12 protein-coding genes are annotated in these 15,377 nt (G+C 68.9%); 10 read left to right on the top strand and 2 right to left on the bottom strand.

The genetic code is table 11. The features are described from left to right. Both ACZ3HV_RS35415 and ACZ3HV_RS35420 read left to right on the top strand, forming a co-directional pair. Positions 1 to 951: a glycoside hydrolase family 43 protein gene (locus ACZ3HV_RS35415; RefSeq protein WP_465690919.1), complete on the top strand. Its 951-nt coding sequence runs from the start codon at positions 1 to 3 to the stop codon at positions 949 to 951. A 146-nt stretch (positions 952 to 1,097) separates the two neighbouring features. Then, positions 1,098 to 1,964: a GNAT family N-acetyltransferase gene (locus ACZ3HV_RS35420; RefSeq protein ID WP_465690921.1), complete on the top strand. Its 867-nt coding sequence runs from the start codon at positions 1,098 to 1,100 to the stop codon at positions 1,962 to 1,964. 189 nt (positions 1,965 to 2,153) lie between these two features. On the opposite strand, the gene ACZ3HV_RS35425 is transcribed toward ACZ3HV_RS35420, so the two are convergent. Continuing rightward, positions 2,154 to 3,149, bottom strand: a complete 996-nt coding sequence (locus ACZ3HV_RS35425) for an NmrA/HSCARG family protein (protein ID WP_465690922.1) — start codon at positions 3,147 to 3,149, stop codon at positions 2,154 to 2,156. A gap of 106 nt (positions 3,150 to 3,255) precedes the next feature. On the opposite strand from ACZ3HV_RS35425, the gene ACZ3HV_RS35430 reads away from it, so the two are divergent. Then, positions 3,256 to 3,750: a MarR family winged helix-turn-helix transcriptional regulator gene (locus ACZ3HV_RS35430; RefSeq protein ID WP_360379930.1), complete on the top strand. Its 495-nt coding sequence runs from the start codon at positions 3,256 to 3,258 to the stop codon at positions 3,748 to 3,750. Between the two features lie 91 nt (positions 3,751 to 3,841). On the opposite strand, the gene ACZ3HV_RS35435 is transcribed toward ACZ3HV_RS35430, so the two are convergent. After that, the gene (locus ACZ3HV_RS35435; RefSeq protein ID WP_465690924.1) at positions 3,842 to 4,219 is read right to left on the bottom strand and encodes a hypothetical protein; all 378 of its coding nucleotides are present in this window, start codon (positions 4,217 to 4,219) and stop codon (positions 3,842 to 3,844) included. Between the two features lie 24 nt (positions 4,220 to 4,243). Here ACZ3HV_RS35435 and ACZ3HV_RS35440 point away from each other — a divergent pair, with 24 nt between their 5' ends. From ACZ3HV_RS35440 to ACZ3HV_RS35470, 7 genes are all read left to right on the top strand, one after another. Then, a complete protein-coding gene (locus tag ACZ3HV_RS35440) occupies positions 4,244 to 5,152 on the top strand; it encodes an FAD:protein FMN transferase (protein ID WP_465690926.1) in 909 nt (302 codons plus the stop codon). After that, complete coding sequence (locus tag ACZ3HV_RS35445) at positions 5,152 to 5,709, top strand: hypothetical protein (protein ID WP_465690928.1); 558 nt, start codon at positions 5,152 to 5,154, stop codon at positions 5,707 to 5,709. The genes ACZ3HV_RS35440 and ACZ3HV_RS35445 overlap by 1 nt, the downstream gene beginning before the upstream one ends. Next, positions 5,706 to 6,914, top strand: a complete 1,209-nt coding sequence (locus ACZ3HV_RS35450) for an NADH-ubiquinone oxidoreductase-F iron-sulfur binding region domain-containing protein (RefSeq protein WP_465690929.1) — start codon at positions 5,706 to 5,708, stop codon at positions 6,912 to 6,914. The genes ACZ3HV_RS35445 and ACZ3HV_RS35450 overlap by 4 nt, the downstream gene beginning before the upstream one ends. Further along, on the top strand, positions 6,911 to 7,108 hold the full coding sequence (locus ACZ3HV_RS35455; RefSeq protein WP_360379945.1) for a ferredoxin: 198 nt from the start codon (positions 6,911 to 6,913) through the stop codon (positions 7,106 to 7,108). The genes ACZ3HV_RS35450 and ACZ3HV_RS35455 overlap by 4 nt, the downstream gene beginning before the upstream one ends. 115 nt (positions 7,109 to 7,223) lie before the next feature. Next, positions 7,224 to 12,086, top strand: a complete 4,863-nt coding sequence (locus ACZ3HV_RS35460; RefSeq protein WP_465690931.1) for an NAD-glutamate dehydrogenase — start codon at positions 7,224 to 7,226, stop codon at positions 12,084 to 12,086. Positions 12,087 to 12,131: 45 nt separating this feature from the next. After that, the gene (locus ACZ3HV_RS35465) at positions 12,132 to 12,806 is read left to right on the top strand and encodes an IMP cyclohydrolase (RefSeq protein ID WP_465690933.1); all 675 of its coding nucleotides are present in this window, start codon (positions 12,132 to 12,134) and stop codon (positions 12,804 to 12,806) included. Positions 12,807 to 13,144: 338 nt separating this feature from the next. Further along, the gene (locus ACZ3HV_RS35470; RefSeq protein ID WP_465690935.1) at positions 13,145 to 15,193 is read left to right on the top strand and encodes an HNH endonuclease signature motif containing protein; all 2,049 of its coding nucleotides are present in this window, start codon (positions 13,145 to 13,147) and stop codon (positions 15,191 to 15,193) included. The last annotated feature ends 184 nt before the right edge of the window (positions 15,194 to 15,377 follow it).

Raw genomic sequence — 15,377 nt, forward strand, 5'->3', positions numbered from 1 at the left:
ATGAAGCAGCAGACATTCGCGGGTTACCTCTTCGCGCATTTCAAGCGTGAATCGGTCGACGGCGAGCAGATCTACTTCGCCTTGAGCGACGGCGACGACCCGCTGCACTTCGACGACCTCAACGGCGGCAAGCCAGTCCTGTACTCCACCCTTGGTGAAGGCGGTGTCCGCGACCCGCACATCGTGCGTTCCCCGGACGGCGATCGGTTCTATCTGGTCGCGACCGATCTGCGCCTCTACGTGAGCCTCGATTGGGACCGGCACCAGCGCCGCGGCAGCCGCTCGATCATGGTCTGGGAGTCGGCGGACCTGGTGGACTGGGGGGAAGGCCGACTTGTCGAGGTCGCACCGCCCGAGGCCGGCAACACCTGGGCCCCGGAGGCGGTCTGGGACCCTGAGCAAGATGCCTACCTCGTCCACTGGTCCTCGACGCTCTACGACAACGCCGAACACGAGGGCGAGAGCTACAACCGGATCATGTACGCCACCACCCGCGACTTCCGCGAGTTCTCCGAGCCGCGCGTATGGATCGACCGAGGTTGGCAAACGATCGATACCACGGTGATCGATCATGACGGCGTCTACTACCGCTTCCTGAAAGACGAACGCAGCCGCGGTGGCGAGGCGCCGTTCGGCAAGACGGTGTTCTCTGAGACATCGACCTCGCTGACGGCCGCCGACTGGAAGCCGCTGACCGAAGGCATCGGCCTGGGCGCGATCACCCAGGGCGAGGGACCGCTGGTCTACAAGTCGAACACCGAGAACAAGTGGTACCTCTGGATCGACGAGTTCACCCCGGAACGCCGCTACGTCCCCTTCGAGACAACCGACCTCGCCGGCGGCTCGTGGATCCCGTCCAAGGACCATCGGTTGCCGCAAGATCCCTGCCACGGCGTAGTACTGCCGGTGACCCCCGAAGAGTACGAGCGCCTCGCAGCCGCTTGGACCTGACACACGGACCCGCTGACTTCCAGCCGCAGGCCTCCCACCCGGTGGCGGAAGGCTGCGGTGAGTTCGTGCTGAGAGCGCGGTGGGGTGGCTGGCGTTCTCAGTTAATCGGTTGCACGCCGCCGAGACGGGGGTGTCAGATCCCGGCTATGACGATTGAGCTGAGTACGCCGACGGCCGGCGGGGTGCGCGAGGCTATGGCGGCGCTGCGGGAGTGGCAGCACGACGAAGCGCCGATGCAGCTGCATCCCGGGGACATCGGCTGGAACTACCGGTTCGGAACGGCCGAGACGGCCGCGGTGGTGCGGACCTGGAGCCGGAACGGACGGATCCTCGCTGTCGGGATGCTGGACTCGCCGACGCTGGTGCGGATGACGGTCGCTCCTGACGCTTTCCAGGACGAGGATCTGGCGCGGCGGCTCGTCGAGGACTTTTCGCTGCCTGAGCGCGGCGTGCTGCCGGAAGGAGCGGTGTCCATCGAGGCGCCGCAGGGCCTGCTGCTCCACGACCTGTTGACCAAGGAGGGCTGGGGTGTCGACGAGCCATGGACGCCGCTCTTCCGCGACCTCGCCGAAGCGGTGGAGGACCCCGGCGTGTGGATCAAGGAGATCGGCCTGGAGCAGGCGCAGGACTTCGCCGACGTCCTGCGGTCCGCGTTCAACACCACGAGGCCCACGCGCGAGTACCGGCACGAGATGTCCGCGGGACCGTTCTACGCCGACGCCCGATGCCTTGGTGCTTACGACGACCAGGGCAACGCTGCGGCGGTGGTGACGGTCTGGTCGGCCGGCCCGGGGAAGCCGGGACTGGTCGAGCCGATGGGCGTCCATGCGGACCACCGCGGCCGCGGCTATGGCCGGGCGATCACCGTCGCCGGGGCGGCCGCACTGCGGGAGATGGGCTCGTCGAGCGTGCGCGTGTGTACTCCGAGCTCTAACGTCGGCGGCGTCGCGACGTACAAGGCGGCCGGGTTCGCGGCGAGGCAGGAGATCGCCGACCGGATCCGGAAGGTTTGACCTCGGGGTCTCCGGACCTTCTCACCATGCTCTGCTCTCGACTCGATCGAACATCCGCTGCCCAACTCCGAGGGACTCCCGTCGCTGTTCCGTGGAGTGCTGCCAAACGATGGTCAGTGGCGCGACTTGGTGGGTGCGGATGACTGGATCGAGGGCAGCCTTCGAGCTGCCCTCGATCCTGTTGTCCCCTTACAGCGTGGGCTCGAGCTTGAAGTCGGCCTTGCGCTTCGTGAGCCACTCTTCGAGGGACTGCAGTGCCGGGTTGAGCTCGCGGACCTTTGCGAGGTCGCGGTCGCCGGTGAAGCGGGCTGAGTCTTCGGCGTAGAACTGGAACATGTTGGCGATTTCTACGGCCAGGGGGAACTGGAGGGCGCGGTACTCGTCCCAGGTGAGGGGCTGGTAGGTGATCTCCTCGCCGAGGGTTTCGCGGAGGGCCGCGGTCAGGGCGGCGGCGTACTGGTCGCCGGTGAGGTGGTCGCCGGCGATGGACACGGTCTTTCCGAGCTGGTCGGCGCCGCGCTTGAAGATGCCGAGCGCGGTGCGGCCGATGTCCTCCGACGCGATGCCGGACAGCGGCTGGTCGGCCATCGGCATGTTCAGGACCAGCTTGCCCTCGGCGTTCCGGCTCGGCTCCATCCCGGCGATCAGCGAGTCGAAGTAGAACGTCGTACGCAGGAAGGTCGTCGGTACGCCGTACTTCGGGAACAGCGCGTCCGCCTCGCCCTTGGCGTCGAAATGCGGCACCTTGTAGCGCCCGTCGTCCAGGCTCGGTACGTCGTCCCGCCCGGCGAAGAACGGCCGGGTGTCCTCGAGGGTCGACCAGATCAGGTGCGCGATGCCGGCCTCCTTCGCGGCGCGGGCGGCGGTCTCGGCCTGGGCCAGCTCCATCTCGGCGCGGGTCTGGGCCGCGTCCTGCTCCAGGGTCCGCTCGGCCCAGTAGTTCGTCACCACGAAGGCGCCGTGCGCGCCGTCGAACGCGGCACGCACGCTCGCCTCGTCGTCCAGGTCAGCGGCGACCACCTCGGCGCCGGCCGCTGCCACCGCCTTCGCCCTGGCGGATTCCGGGTTCCGGGTCAACGCCCGTACGGCGAACTCGGCGGTCGGGTCCTCGAGGATCGCCCGGACCAGTCCGCCGCCCTGCGACCCGGTGGCTCCGACGACGGCGATCAGCTTCTTATCGGTCATATCCAGCAGCTCCTCAGCAGTGGAAAGTTCTTGGGTTGATGTGTCAACCCAACCGATCGTAGCTCGTTTGGTTGATGTGTCAACCCGACCCGGTAGGATGGATGTCGTGGGCAAGGGACCGTGGTTGGACGATGACGAGCAGCAGGCGTGGCGCAGCTACCTGCTGATGAACCGGACGCTGGAGACGCACCTGGAGCGGCACCTCCAGCGGGAGTTCGGCCTGTCCAAATCCGACTTCGAGATCCTGGTCAACCTGTCCGAGTCCGAGTCCGGCCGGATGCGGGCCTTCGAGCTGGGCAAGGCGACCCAGTGGGAGAAGAGCCGGATGTCGCACCACCTGACCCGGATGGAGAAGCGCGGGCTGATCCGCAAGGAGTCCTGCGAGTCCCGCTACCCGGAGATCGCCATCACCGAGGAGGGGCTGGCCGCGATCGAGGCGTGTGCGCCGGCGCACGCGGCCCGGGTCCGTCAGTTCTTCGTCGACGTCTTCGGTCCGGACCGGCTGGCCGTGCTCGGCGAGGTGTCGGACGACATCGTCGAGACGATCGGCAAGCACTGCCACACCGACTGCCCACCGGCGGTCAGCGGCCTCGACCAGTGATCCCTGAGGATCGCTCTCAGAGAGCTTTCAGGAGAACTTGATGGTCGCTTGACCTTCTCTTGGAGTGCGGCTGAGGAGCCTCCGGCGAGGCTTACGGCATGGTCACCCCAGATGCGTTCGACGATTCCCATTCATCCAGGCGGCGCTGGTTGCGCCGGGCCGGGGCCGCGGCGATCGCGACCGCTGTGCTCGGGATCGGCGGCACCGGCCTGTCCGTCGCGGTCGTGTCCGCGAAACACTCGGACTCCGGCAGCACCGGTACGACGGCCGGCTCGACGAGATCCGACGACGACTCGGGCTCGAGCAGCACGAGCAGCGGCTCCGGCTCGAGCAGCTCCGGCTCGAGCAGCTCCAGCTCTGACAGCTCCGGGTCCAGCGCGGGCAGCTCGGGATCCAGCTCCTCCAGCTCCGGCTCCGATGACTCGAGTAGCTCCAGCAGCGGACTGGGGTCGTCGAGCTCGGGCTCCACGTCGCAGGGCGGGAGCAACGGATCATGACCGCCTCCCGGACCTGGACCGCGTGGAGCTGCACGGTCCGCCTGACCGTCGACGACCCCGCCGTACTCGGGGCAGCGTGCGGTGAGCTGAAGGCTCTGATGGATCGCGTCGACAAGGCGGCCAGCCGGTTCCGCCCGGACTCCGAGCTGTCGATTGTCAACAATCGGGCCGGTGCGCTCGTACCGGTGTCGCGGCTGCTGATCGATCTGATCGACGTCAGCCTGGTCGCGGCCTCGATGAGCGGTGGCGCCGTGGACCCGACCGTCGGCTCCGCGGTGATCGCCGCCGGGTACGACGCCGACATCGAGGCGGTCCGACGGCGCTTCCCGCAGGCACCGCACGACCCGAAGCCGGTCGCCGGCTGGCAGGCGGTCCAGCTGAACCGCAAGCTCGCGCTGCTCGGCGTCCCGAAGGACTCCGCTCTCGACCTCGGCGCCACCGCGAAGGCCTGGACCGCCGACCGTGCCGCGAACATCCTCAGTAAGCGCTACGGCTGCGCCGTACTCGTCGAGATCGGCGGGGACCTGCGTGCCGCCGGCCAGCCGGCCAAGCCGTGGATCATCACGGTCGCCGAACGCGCCGGCGATACCGGCGTCCTGGTCACCCTCTCGCACGGCGGTCTGACCACCTCGACGCGGACGGTACGGCGCTGGCAGACCCCGTCCGGCTATGGCCACCACGTCATCGACCCGCGCACCGGACGCCCGGCCGACGGGCCCTACCGAACCGCATCCGTCTGGGCTCCGACCGCCGTACGCGCGAACACCTTCAGTACGGCGCTTGTCGCGACAGGGGAAGGTGCTCTCGGGCGACTGAAGCTGGCGGGTCACCCGGCGCGGCTGGTCGCCGACGACGGTGAGGTCACCGAGTTGCTGGGGTGGCCGGCAGCGAGCAGGGCCGCCTGATGACCTTGTGGTACCTGGCCCGGGCGGCCGGAGTGGTCGCGATGATCATGTTCACGCTGTCGGCCACGCTCGGCCTCGCGATGTCCGGCAATCGCCGGCCGGAGCGCCGGTTCTGGCTGCAGTACGTGCACCGCTCGGCCGCCGCGACCGGACTGGTCCTGCTGACCGCTCACGTGATCGCCGTCATGGCCGACAGCTACGTCGACATCAGTCCGACCGTCCTGGTCTGGCCGTTCGGCTCCGGCTACCGGCCGTTCGCGATGGTCGTCGGTGTACTCGCGCTCTACGGCTTGGTGCTCGCATCCGTCGTCGGTGCTGCCCGCGGCCGGCTCGCCGGCTCCGAGTCCTTCACCAAGCACTGGCGCAAGATCCACATCGCCGCATCGGTCGGCTGGCTGCTGTCCATCGGGCACGCGCTCCTGGCCGGTACCGACCGGGGTACGCCGTGGATGCTCGCCCTGACCCTCGGCTGTCTGGCCGCAGTCGGCGCGGCCGGTGCCTACCGCGCCCGTGCCACGACGCCCCTCAACCTCGCACGGGCCGGGAGGATCCGATGACGATGACCATGCAGGAAACCAGAGTGATCGGTGACGCCCGAGTGCTGGCCGGACTCGACCAAGGCCGGCTGGACCGGCAGCGGCACCTCTGGACGCACGGTCCGCAGCCGGACCTCAACCGCGGGGACTACCTCCGGCTCACCGAGGCAGTCGGCCTCAGGGGACGCGGTGGTGCTGCGTTCCCGGTCGCGCTGAAGCTCGCCGATCTCCCTGCGAAGGGGATCGAGGCCGTCGTCGTGAACGGCTCCGAGAGCGAGCCGGTCAGCCGCAAGGACCGTCTGCTCCTCACCCTTGCGCCGCACCTCGTCCTGGACGGTGCCACCGGCCTGGCCCGCGCACTCGGTGCATCCCACGTGCTGATCGCCGTACACGACGGTGCTGCCGCTACGTCCATCCGTGAGGCGCTCATGGAGCGCGACGACCGACTGGCGATCGAGGTGAGCGACACTCCAGGGCGTTTCGTCGCAGGCGAGGCCCGTGCGGTGCTGAGTGCGCTGGAAGGTGGTGCCGCCGTACCGCCTGGTCGAAGGGTGCTGCCGACGCGCAAGGGCTACCACCGGCGGCCTACCTTCTTGTCGAATGTGGAGACGTTCGCCCAGCTCGCAGTACTCGCGCGGCTCGGGTCCAGGGGGTTCAGCAGTACCGGACTGATCAGTGAGCCGGGGACGCAGCTGCTGACGATCGATGGGGCTGTGCAGAGGCCCGGTGTGATCGAGACACCGACCGGTGTGCCGCTCGACACGGTCCTGCAGTTCGCCGGCGCGGAACCCGGGCCTGTACTGCTCGGCGGGTACCACGGCCGCTGGCTGCCGCGGACCGACGGCCTGACGCTGCAGCGACCGGAGGTGTCCGCGGGCATCATCCTGGCGCTCGGCACGGAAACCTGCCCGCTCGGCGAGGTGCACCGGGTCGCCCAGTGGCTGGCTAGTCAGTCGGCCGGCCAGTGTGGCCCGTGTGTGTTCGGCCTGGCCGCACTCGTCGACGACTTCGACAGGTTGCTCAGGGGCGACCCGGCCGGCTGGCACGACGCCCAGCGCCACCTGGGTCTCGTCCCAGGCCGGGGAGCCTGTGCGCACCCGGACGGCTCGGCGCGGTTCCTCGCGTCGGCGCTCGAGGTGTTCGGCGACGACGTACGACTGCACCTCGACGGCGGCTGCGGCCGGCCGGCGAAGGGTGTCCTGTCCGTCCCCGGAGGTGCCTGGTGAACAAGGTCGAGATCGACTGGACGCGGTGCGACGGACACGGCCTCTGCGCCACCTTGCTGCCGGACGACGTCGTCCTCGACGAGTGGGGTTTCCCGGTCTTGAGAGGTCGTGAAATCACCGCCGGTGAGCTACCGGATGCACGTCGCGCAGTCCTCGCATGTCCCGCTCTCGCACTACGCCTCAACAAACGATGACAGGCTCGTCCCGAGATCACACCAGTGACAAAGGTGGACTAGTCTCTGAGTGATCGCACAATGTCGTGCGGTACGGCGTGAGTGGCGCCGAGATCACGTGTGGAGACGGTGGGGAATGCAGAGCAAGCTGGACGTCCAGAAGGCGGATGTGCTCGCCAAGGCGGTGGCCGCGGGAACACATGGGCACGACAAGTCGGTGGATCCGGCGAAGCTGAAAACCTTCCTCGAGCGGTACTACCGCCACGTCGCCGCCGAGGACGTGGCCGAGCGCCAGCCGAACGACTGCCTGGGCGCGGCCCGGCACCACTACAAGACCGCCGCGTCCCGCCCGCAGGGTACGGCGAAGGTGCATGTCTTCACCCCCACGCTGGAGGAGCACGGCTGGTCCGCGAACGGGCGGACCGTGGTCGAGATCGTCATCGACGACATGCCGTTCCTGGTCGACAGCGCCTCGATGGCGATCACCGAGCACAACCTCGAGCTGCTGCTGCTGATCCACCCGCAGTTCGTCGTCCGCCGCGACATCGCCGGCACCCTGCAGGAGGTCCTGGACGACACCGAGTCCTCCGACGGGCACGACCTGGTCCGCGAGAGCTGGATGCACCTGGAGATCGACCGGATCGCCGACGTCGCCGAGCACCGGTCGCTGGAGCAGGCGCTGCAGAAGGTGCTGCACGACGTGCGCGAGGCGGTCGAGGACTGGCCGAAGATGCACGAGAAGGCGGTCTCCATCGCCGCCGGGCTGGACTCGGCCGACCTCCCGGTCGGGGAGCACGAGGTGGAGGAGGCGCGCGAGCTGCTCGAGTGGCTCGCCGACGAGCACTTCACCTTCCTCGGGTACCGCGAGTACGACTTCACCATGGAGGGCGAGCAGGGCATCCTGCGCGGCAGTCCCGGGACCGGGCTCGGCATCCTCCGCCCGGACCCGAAGCCGGGCTCGGGCAAGCTGCCGCCCGAGGTGAGCGCGAAGGCGCAGGAGCGCAAGCTGCTCATCCTGACCAAGGCGAACTCCCGGTCCACCGTGCACCGGTCGACGTTCCTGGACTATGTAGGGATCAAGCAGTTCGACGAGAACGGCGAGCCGGTCCGGGAGTGCCGTTTCATCGGTCTGCTCTCGTCCACGGCGTACACCGAGAGCGTCATGCAGGTGCCGGTGCTGCGGCGCAAGGCGCTGGAGCTGTTCCGGCTGACCGGCTTCGACCCGAACAGCCACAGTGGCAAGGGTCTGCTCGACGTCCTCGAGACCTATCCGCGCGACGAGCTGCTGCAGGCGCCGGTCGAGGACCTGCTGCCGATCGTGCAGTCCGTGCTGCACCTGCAGGAGCGGCGCGCGGTCAAGCTGTTCGTCCGGCGTGACGTCTACAACCGGTACCTGTCCTGCCTGGTCTATCTGCCGCGTGACCGCTACACCACCGCGGTCCGGTTGAAGATGCAGCAGATCCTCAAGGACGCGATCGGCGCCGAGAGCGTCACCTACGCCGCCTACGTGACCGAGTCCGTGCTCGCCCGCGTCCACTTCGTCGTCCGGATGAAGCAGGGCGAGACGGTCGGGGACTACGATTCCGAGCTGCTCGAGCAGAAGGTGATCGACGCGACCCGGGCCTGGGCGGACGACTTCACCGCGGCTCTGCACCTGCAGGGCGGCGACGGTGCCGTCGCCAAGCTGGCCCGGCGGTACGCGAACGCCTTCCCCGAGGCGTACAAGGAGGACTTCGACGCCCGCGTCGCCGTCAACGACGTCAGCGTGCTCGAGAGCCTGCCGGCCGAGAACGGGCTGGCCATGTCGCTGTACAGCCCGATCGACGAGGAGTGGGAGGGCGAACGCCGCTTCAAGGTCTTCCGGACCGGTACGGCGCTGTCCCTGTCACAGGTGCTGCCACACCTGACCCACATGGGTGTCGAGGTGATCGACGAGCGCCCGTACGAGATCCGCTGCGAAGACGGCAGTACGGCGTACATCTACGACTTCGGGCTCAAGGCACCCGAGGACGCCGATGAGCGCGAGGAGCTGCGCAGGCTGTTCTCCGACACGTTCCAGGCGGTCTGGGAGGGCCGGGCCGAGTCGGACGCGCTGAACGCGCTGGTGCTGCGCGGCAGCCTCAGCTGGCGCCAGGTGTCGATCCTGCGCGCCTACCGCAAGTACATGCGGCAGGGCGGTACGCCGTTCAGCCAGAGCTACATCGAGAACGCGTTCCTGACCCACGTGGACATCGCGAGCCTCCTGGTTCAGCTGTTCGAGACCAGCTTCGACCCGGCGCGCGGTGCCGCGGACGACCCGGACCGGACGAGCCGGGTGGCCCAGTTGGAGAAGGAGATCCTGGCTGCGCTGGACACTGTGAAGAGCCTGGACGAGGACCGGATCCTGCGGTCCTACCTGACCGTGATGAAGGCGACGCTGCGGACGAACTACTATCAGCCCGGCCCGGACGGCCGGCCACGGACCTACATCTCGCTGAAGCTGGAGCCGAAGGCGATTCCGGAGCTGCCGGAGCCACGGCCGGCGTACGAGATCTTCGTCTACGCACCGCAGGTCGAAGGTGTGCACCTGCGCTTCGGCGCGGTCGCCCGCGGTGGTCTGCGCTGGTCGGACCGGCGGGAGGACTTCCGTACCGAGGTGCTCGGCCTGGTGAAGGCGCAGATGGTGAAGAACTCGGTGATCGTGCCGGTCGGCGCGAAGGGCGGGTTCTACGCCAAGCAGTTGCCCGACCCGGCCGTCGACAGGGACGCCTGGCTGGCCGAAGGCATCGCGTCGTACAAGACATTCATCTCCGGGCTGCTCGACATCACCGACAACATCGTGGCCGGGGAGATCGTCCCGCCGCGCGACGTGGTCCGGTACGACGGTGACGACGCGTACCTGGTCGTTGCCGCGGACAAGGGCACGGCGACGTTCTCGGACATCGCGAACGGGGTCGCCAAGGAGTACGGCTTCTGGCTGGGTGACGCGTTCGCGTCCGGCGGGTCGGTCGGCTACGACCACAAGGCGATGGGCATCACCGCCCGCGGCGCGTGGGAATCGGTCAAGCGGCACTTCCGCGAACTGGGCCACGACTGCCAGAACGAGGACTTCACCGTCGTCGGTGTCGGCGACATGTCCGGTGACGTGTTCGGCAATGGGATGCTGCTGTCGGAGCACATCCGGCTGGTCGCGGCGTTCGACCACCGGCACATCTTCCTGGACCCGGCGCCGGACGCGGCGACGTCGTTCCCCGAACGGCGACGGCTGTTCGACCTGCCGCGATCGTCGTGGGCGGACTACGACCCGTCGCTGATCTCCGCCGGCGGCGGGGTCTACCCGCGCACGGACAAGGCGATCCCGATCTCGCCCGAGGTGCGCGAGGTGCTCGGGCTGGAGGGCAGCCCGGCGACGCTGACGCCGGCCGAGCTGATGAACGCGATCCTGAAGGCGCCGGTCGACCTGTTCTGGAACGGCGGCATCGGCACCTACGTGAAGTCGTCCGGCGAGACCAACGCCGACGTCGGCGACAAGGCCAACGACCCGATCCGGATCAACGGCGCCGACCTGCGCGCCCGCGCGGTCGGCGAGGGCGGCAACCTGGGCTTCACCCAGCTGGGCCGGATCGAGTACGCCGCCGGCGGCGGCCGGATCAACACCGACTTCATCGACAACGTGGCCGGCGTGGACACCTCCGACCACGAGGTGAACATCAAGATCCTGCTGGACAAGGTGGTCGCCGACGGCGACCTGACCGAGAAGCAGCGCAACGACATCATCGCGTCGATGACCGACGAGGTCGGGGCGCTGGTGCTGAAGAGCAACTACCGGCAGAACATCGCGCTGGCCAACGCGACCGCGCAGGCGCCGGCCCTGATGCACGTCCACCAGGACTGGGTACGGCGGCTGGAGAAGCAAGGACTGCTCGACCGGCAGCTCGAGTTCCTGCCCAGCGTCGCCGAGTTCAAGCGGCGCAAGGCCGAAGGTAAAGGCCTGACCTCGCCGGAGCTGTCGGTGCTGATGGCCTACACCAAGATCGTCATGGAAGCCGAGCTGCTGCAGACGACGCTGCCGGACGACCCGTACCTGGCGCACAAGCTGGCCAGCTACTTCCCGAAGGCGGTCCACGAGCGGTTCCCCGAGCAGGTGCAGAGTCACCAGCTGCGGCGCGAGATCATCACCACCCAGGTGGTGAACGAGTTCGTGAACACCTCCGGCATCACGGCGTACCACCGGCTCTCGCTGGAGACCGGCGGGAGCGTCGAGGACGTGGTCCGCGGGAACCTCGCGGCGTCGCGGATCTTCGCCCAGCCGGAGCTGCTGTCCCGCAACGCCGAGCTGGACAACGTCGTCGACGCGGCGACCCAGACGCACATGCGGCTGGAGACCCGCACGCTGGTCGAGCGCGCCACCCGCTGGCTGGTCAGCAACCGGCGGCCACCGCTGGACATCGCGGACCTGATCGACTTCTTCGGTCCGGGGATCGCGAAGCTCACCGAGGCACTGCCCGACGTGCTGCGCGGCCGTGAGCTGGCGTTGTTCGAGCAGCGGCGTGAATCCCTGGTGCAGAAGGGGGTTCCGGCCGATTTCGCGACCAGGATCGCCGTGCTGCCACCGGCGTACGCGGGTCTGGGTGTGGTCGAGACCGCATCGCGCGACGACATCGACATCTTCGAGGTCGCCAAGGTGCACTTCGCCCTCGGTGAGCGGCTGCAGCTGGGCCGTTTCCTGGAGCGCATCATCGGCCTGCCGCGGACCGACCGCTGGCAGACGATGGCCCGCGCCGCGCTGCGCGACGACCTGCACGCGGTGCACGCCCGGTTGACCCGCCAGGTGCTCGCCACGACCGACGCCTCGGCCGGGCCCGAGGACCGCGTCATCACCTGGCAGGACCAGAACGCGGCCGCCCTGTCCCGCGCCGCCTCCATGCTCGAGGAGATCGTCGAAACCGAAGGCCCGGAGCTCGCGCACCTGTCCGTCGGCCTCCGGCTCGTCCGCACGTTGATCGCCAACCAGGCCTGACCGTCGCCGCGCCGACCTCCTCGCCCGGCTTGCGACAATGGGGGTGTGCGAACACTCGAGGACCTGGTTGGCGCGGCTGAATACCCAGGGCGCGGTCTCGCCTTGGGTAGGGATCGGGACGGTGCCGGGTTCGCCGCGTACTGGCTGACCGGGCGCAGTCCGGCGTCGAAGCAGCGGAAGCTGGTGGTGTCCGACGACGAGATCGTCGTACAGGACGTCTCGGGCGGATCCACCGACGACTTGCGGCACTACACCGCCGCGGTCCGTGCCGATGGCTGGATCGTCGTCGGTAACGGGACGCAGGTCAGCGAGCTGGCGGAGGCGCGCAGGGCCGGGCGCGACCCACAGGTGGCGCTACGCGATCACGCCTACGAGCCGGACCCGCCGATCCGGACACCGCGGATCTTCGCGACCGCGTCGGCCGATGGGACCGGCGTGACGATCGGCTCTGCCCGGGCCGTGCCTGGCGCGGAGGACCTGGTGCAGCACCTGTCGCTGTACATCGCGGCGCTGCCGCCGGCCACGGCCGTCACCATCAGCACGTACGCCGGAACCGCCGCCGACGTGATCACGTCCGGCATCCCATCACTCGTGTCCATCGGCGCGGCCTGGACGTCGGCGGCCGATCTCGTCTGGGGCCGGCTCGACCCGGAGCTGCGGGTGGGGCTCTTCGTGGTGCCGCTCGACGCTCCGAGCTTCGCGGACGCGACCCAGCGCTGACCGGTGCTGCCGGTCAAGGCCGGACTCGCGCCACTCACGACCTGGGCACAGGGCCGCGCAGGCGACGACGCACCGTGCTCCGCTTGACCATCGCGGTGTGCTGCGAACGGGCAACCGGCGCAGTACACGTCGAAGTACCCACATCGGTGCACTGATCAAAGTTGTTGCCGATGACAACAGTCGTGGAACCTACGTTCTAGCGGCAACGCGATAACTCGTGTCACTCCAGGGGTTGTCCACGCGTCTGCATCATTGTGGATAGCCGTGGTGGCTGGAATCCCTTGAAAACAAGGGCTTCTGGGTTTGAAACTGTCGGTGGCGCCGCCTGCAGTTTGTGTATGGAGATTCTCGGACAGCGACCGGTGTGGTCGATGAGCGGCAGCGAGATGCTGTCGACCCTCGACGCCGTGTACGCCGAGATCGCCCGCCTGGAAACCTCCGCCCTGCACCTCATCGCCGGTCTCGAGACCACCGGCCACGCCCAAGAACTCGGCGCCGGCACCACCGCCCGGCTCCTCACCTTCCGCTACCGCATCGACGCCACCAAGGCCCGCCGCGACGTCCACCTGGCCACCGCCCTGCCCAACTACCCCGCCGTCGCCGCCGCCCTCCCCGACCCCGACCCACACTCGGCAGAAACCGCCCACGACGACGAGCATGGTGCGGGCGTGGATGGTGCGGGGGCGGGTGTGTTGTTGCATCCGGCGCAGGCCGAGGCGATCGTGTCCGCGCTGGACAAGGTTCCGGCCACGGTCCCGGCCGAGGACCTGCGGGTCGCCGAGCAGCAGCTGGTGGAACTCGGCCGCACTCACGGCCCCCTCGACCTGCGCAGGGCCGGCCGGCTCGTCCGCGACCGGCTCGACACCGACGGCCCCGAGCCCGCCGAGCAAGAGGCCTACGACCGCGAAACACTCACCCTGAAGAACGCCGACAACGGCGTCGCGTTCACCAGGTACCTGGCCAACGAGAACGCCGAACTGTTCCGCACCCTCATCCACGCCCACGCCAAACCCCACAAGACCATCGACGGCGCGCTGGATCCCCGGCCCCGCGCCAAACGCCAGGCCGACGCCCTCACCACCATCCTCACCACCGCAGGCGCCGCAGGCGGCACCACGGTCGCCACCTCAGGCGCCCCTGTGCCCGCGGGAACCGCCACCACCACGGACAGTGCGGGCGGCTCGGTCAGCGATGCGGGCCGCACGAACAGCGGCGGGTCAGCTCCCGGGCATGGCCCGAAGCCGCACATCACCGTCACGATCGACTTCAACGACCTCAAGGCCGCCACCGCCGACAAGATCGGCCACCTGACCTACGGCGACGGCCTGTCGGCGGCCACCATCCGGCGGCTGGCCTGCGACGCCCACATCCTGCCGATCGTGCTCGGCTCGGACTCCCAGCCCCTCGATGTGGGCACCACCGTGCGGCTCGCGACCGGCCCGATCCGCAAAGCCCTCATCGCCCGCGACAAGGGCTGCGTCTGCTGCGGAGCCCCACCGATCTACTGCGACGCCCACCACGTGATCAGCTGGATCGACGGCGGTGAAACCAAGATCACCAACCTCGTCCTGCTCTGCAAACGCTGCCACCGCGACCTGCACGCCGGCCACTGGAACATCCACATCACCAACGGCACCGTCCACGTCGACCGCCCCGCCTGGGCCACCTCCGACCCCATCCCCCGCGACAGATACCGGCCACCAACCAACACACCCAACACCACCAAACCGACACCCGGCTCAACCACGCGCCGAGCAGCCGACGCGACCACAGCCGACGTGACTGCAGCCGACGCATCCAGCAGGCCCGCCCGGGCCTGGCCACGCGACACCGACCCACCCTGGATCACCGCTGAGGACGCCGCCTGCCTCAACCCCTGGGGTGACACCCCGAACGAACGACCCGCGCGTGCCCGGCCGCGCTCATCCGCCACCGACTTCGATCCGTGGGGCGAAGGCTCCGACGGCACGCCTGGCGGGGTACCCACCGGGCCAGCCGACACCGGGCCAGCCGGCAACGGGCCAGCCGGCAACGAGCCAGCCGGCAACGAGCCAGCCGGCAAACGGCTGGTGAGTACACGCGTCGATGTCTGGGGTGATGCCGTGGGTCCGATCCCGGACGGTGATCGCGGCAGCAAGTCCTGCACAGATACCCGTGGCGCCTTCGACCCGTGGGGTGATGTTGTGTCCGACTCCGCCACTGGCCCCCGCCGTGCTGACGACGGTCCGAGACTCGACCGCCGCACCGCAGACCCATCAGGCAGGGGAGAATCGGAGTCCGCCGACGACCCCGTTCCTGGTGGCGACGGTCCGAAGCTCGACCGCCACACCCCCGACCCATGGGGCGACTCCACGGAGCTTCGTGGTGCTGGCACCACCGCGGCGTAAGCCCGGCGGCCTGGCCAGGAGCGAGGTTGGGCTGCCCGACCCGCAAGCCCTGTGCCGGGTTGCTATCAGCCGCCGGCAGCCCGGCTGTTAGCAACTGGCTCGTCACAAGCAGGCCGGCTTGGATCAGGCCGATGCTCGCCACGCCCATCGGAGGGCCTCAGGCACTGCCCACCCGCGTGGACCC

This window comes from Kribbella sp. NPDC020701 (assembly GCF_055562215.1).

Bases quoted from the DNA above. Each gene is read 5' to 3' on its own strand.
- ACZ3HV_RS35415 (WP_465690919.1), top strand. From the start codon at position 1: ATGAAGCAGCAGACATTCGCGGGTTACCTCTTCGCGCATTTCAAGCGT.
- ACZ3HV_RS35420 (WP_465690921.1), top strand. From the start codon at position 1,098: ATGACGATTGAGCTGAGTACGCCGACGGCCGGCGGGGTGCGCGAGGCT.
- ACZ3HV_RS35425 (WP_465690922.1), bottom strand. From the start codon at position 3,149: ATGACCGATAAGAAGCTGATCGCCGTCGTCGGAGCCACCGGGTCGCAG.
- ACZ3HV_RS35440 (WP_465690926.1), top strand. From the start codon at position 4,244: ATGACCGCCTCCCGGACCTGGACCGCGTGGAGCTGCACGGTCCGCCTG.
- ACZ3HV_RS35445 (WP_465690928.1), top strand. From the start codon at position 5,152: ATGACCTTGTGGTACCTGGCCCGGGCGGCCGGAGTGGTCGCGATGATC.
- ACZ3HV_RS35450 (WP_465690929.1), top strand. From the start codon at position 5,706: ATGACGATGACCATGCAGGAAACCAGAGTGATCGGTGACGCCCGAGTG.
- ACZ3HV_RS35460 (WP_465690931.1), top strand. From the start codon at position 7,224: ATGCAGAGCAAGCTGGACGTCCAGAAGGCGGATGTGCTCGCCAAGGCG.
- ACZ3HV_RS35470 (WP_465690935.1), top strand. From the start codon at position 13,145: ATGGAGATTCTCGGACAGCGACCGGTGTGGTCGATGAGCGGCAGCGAG.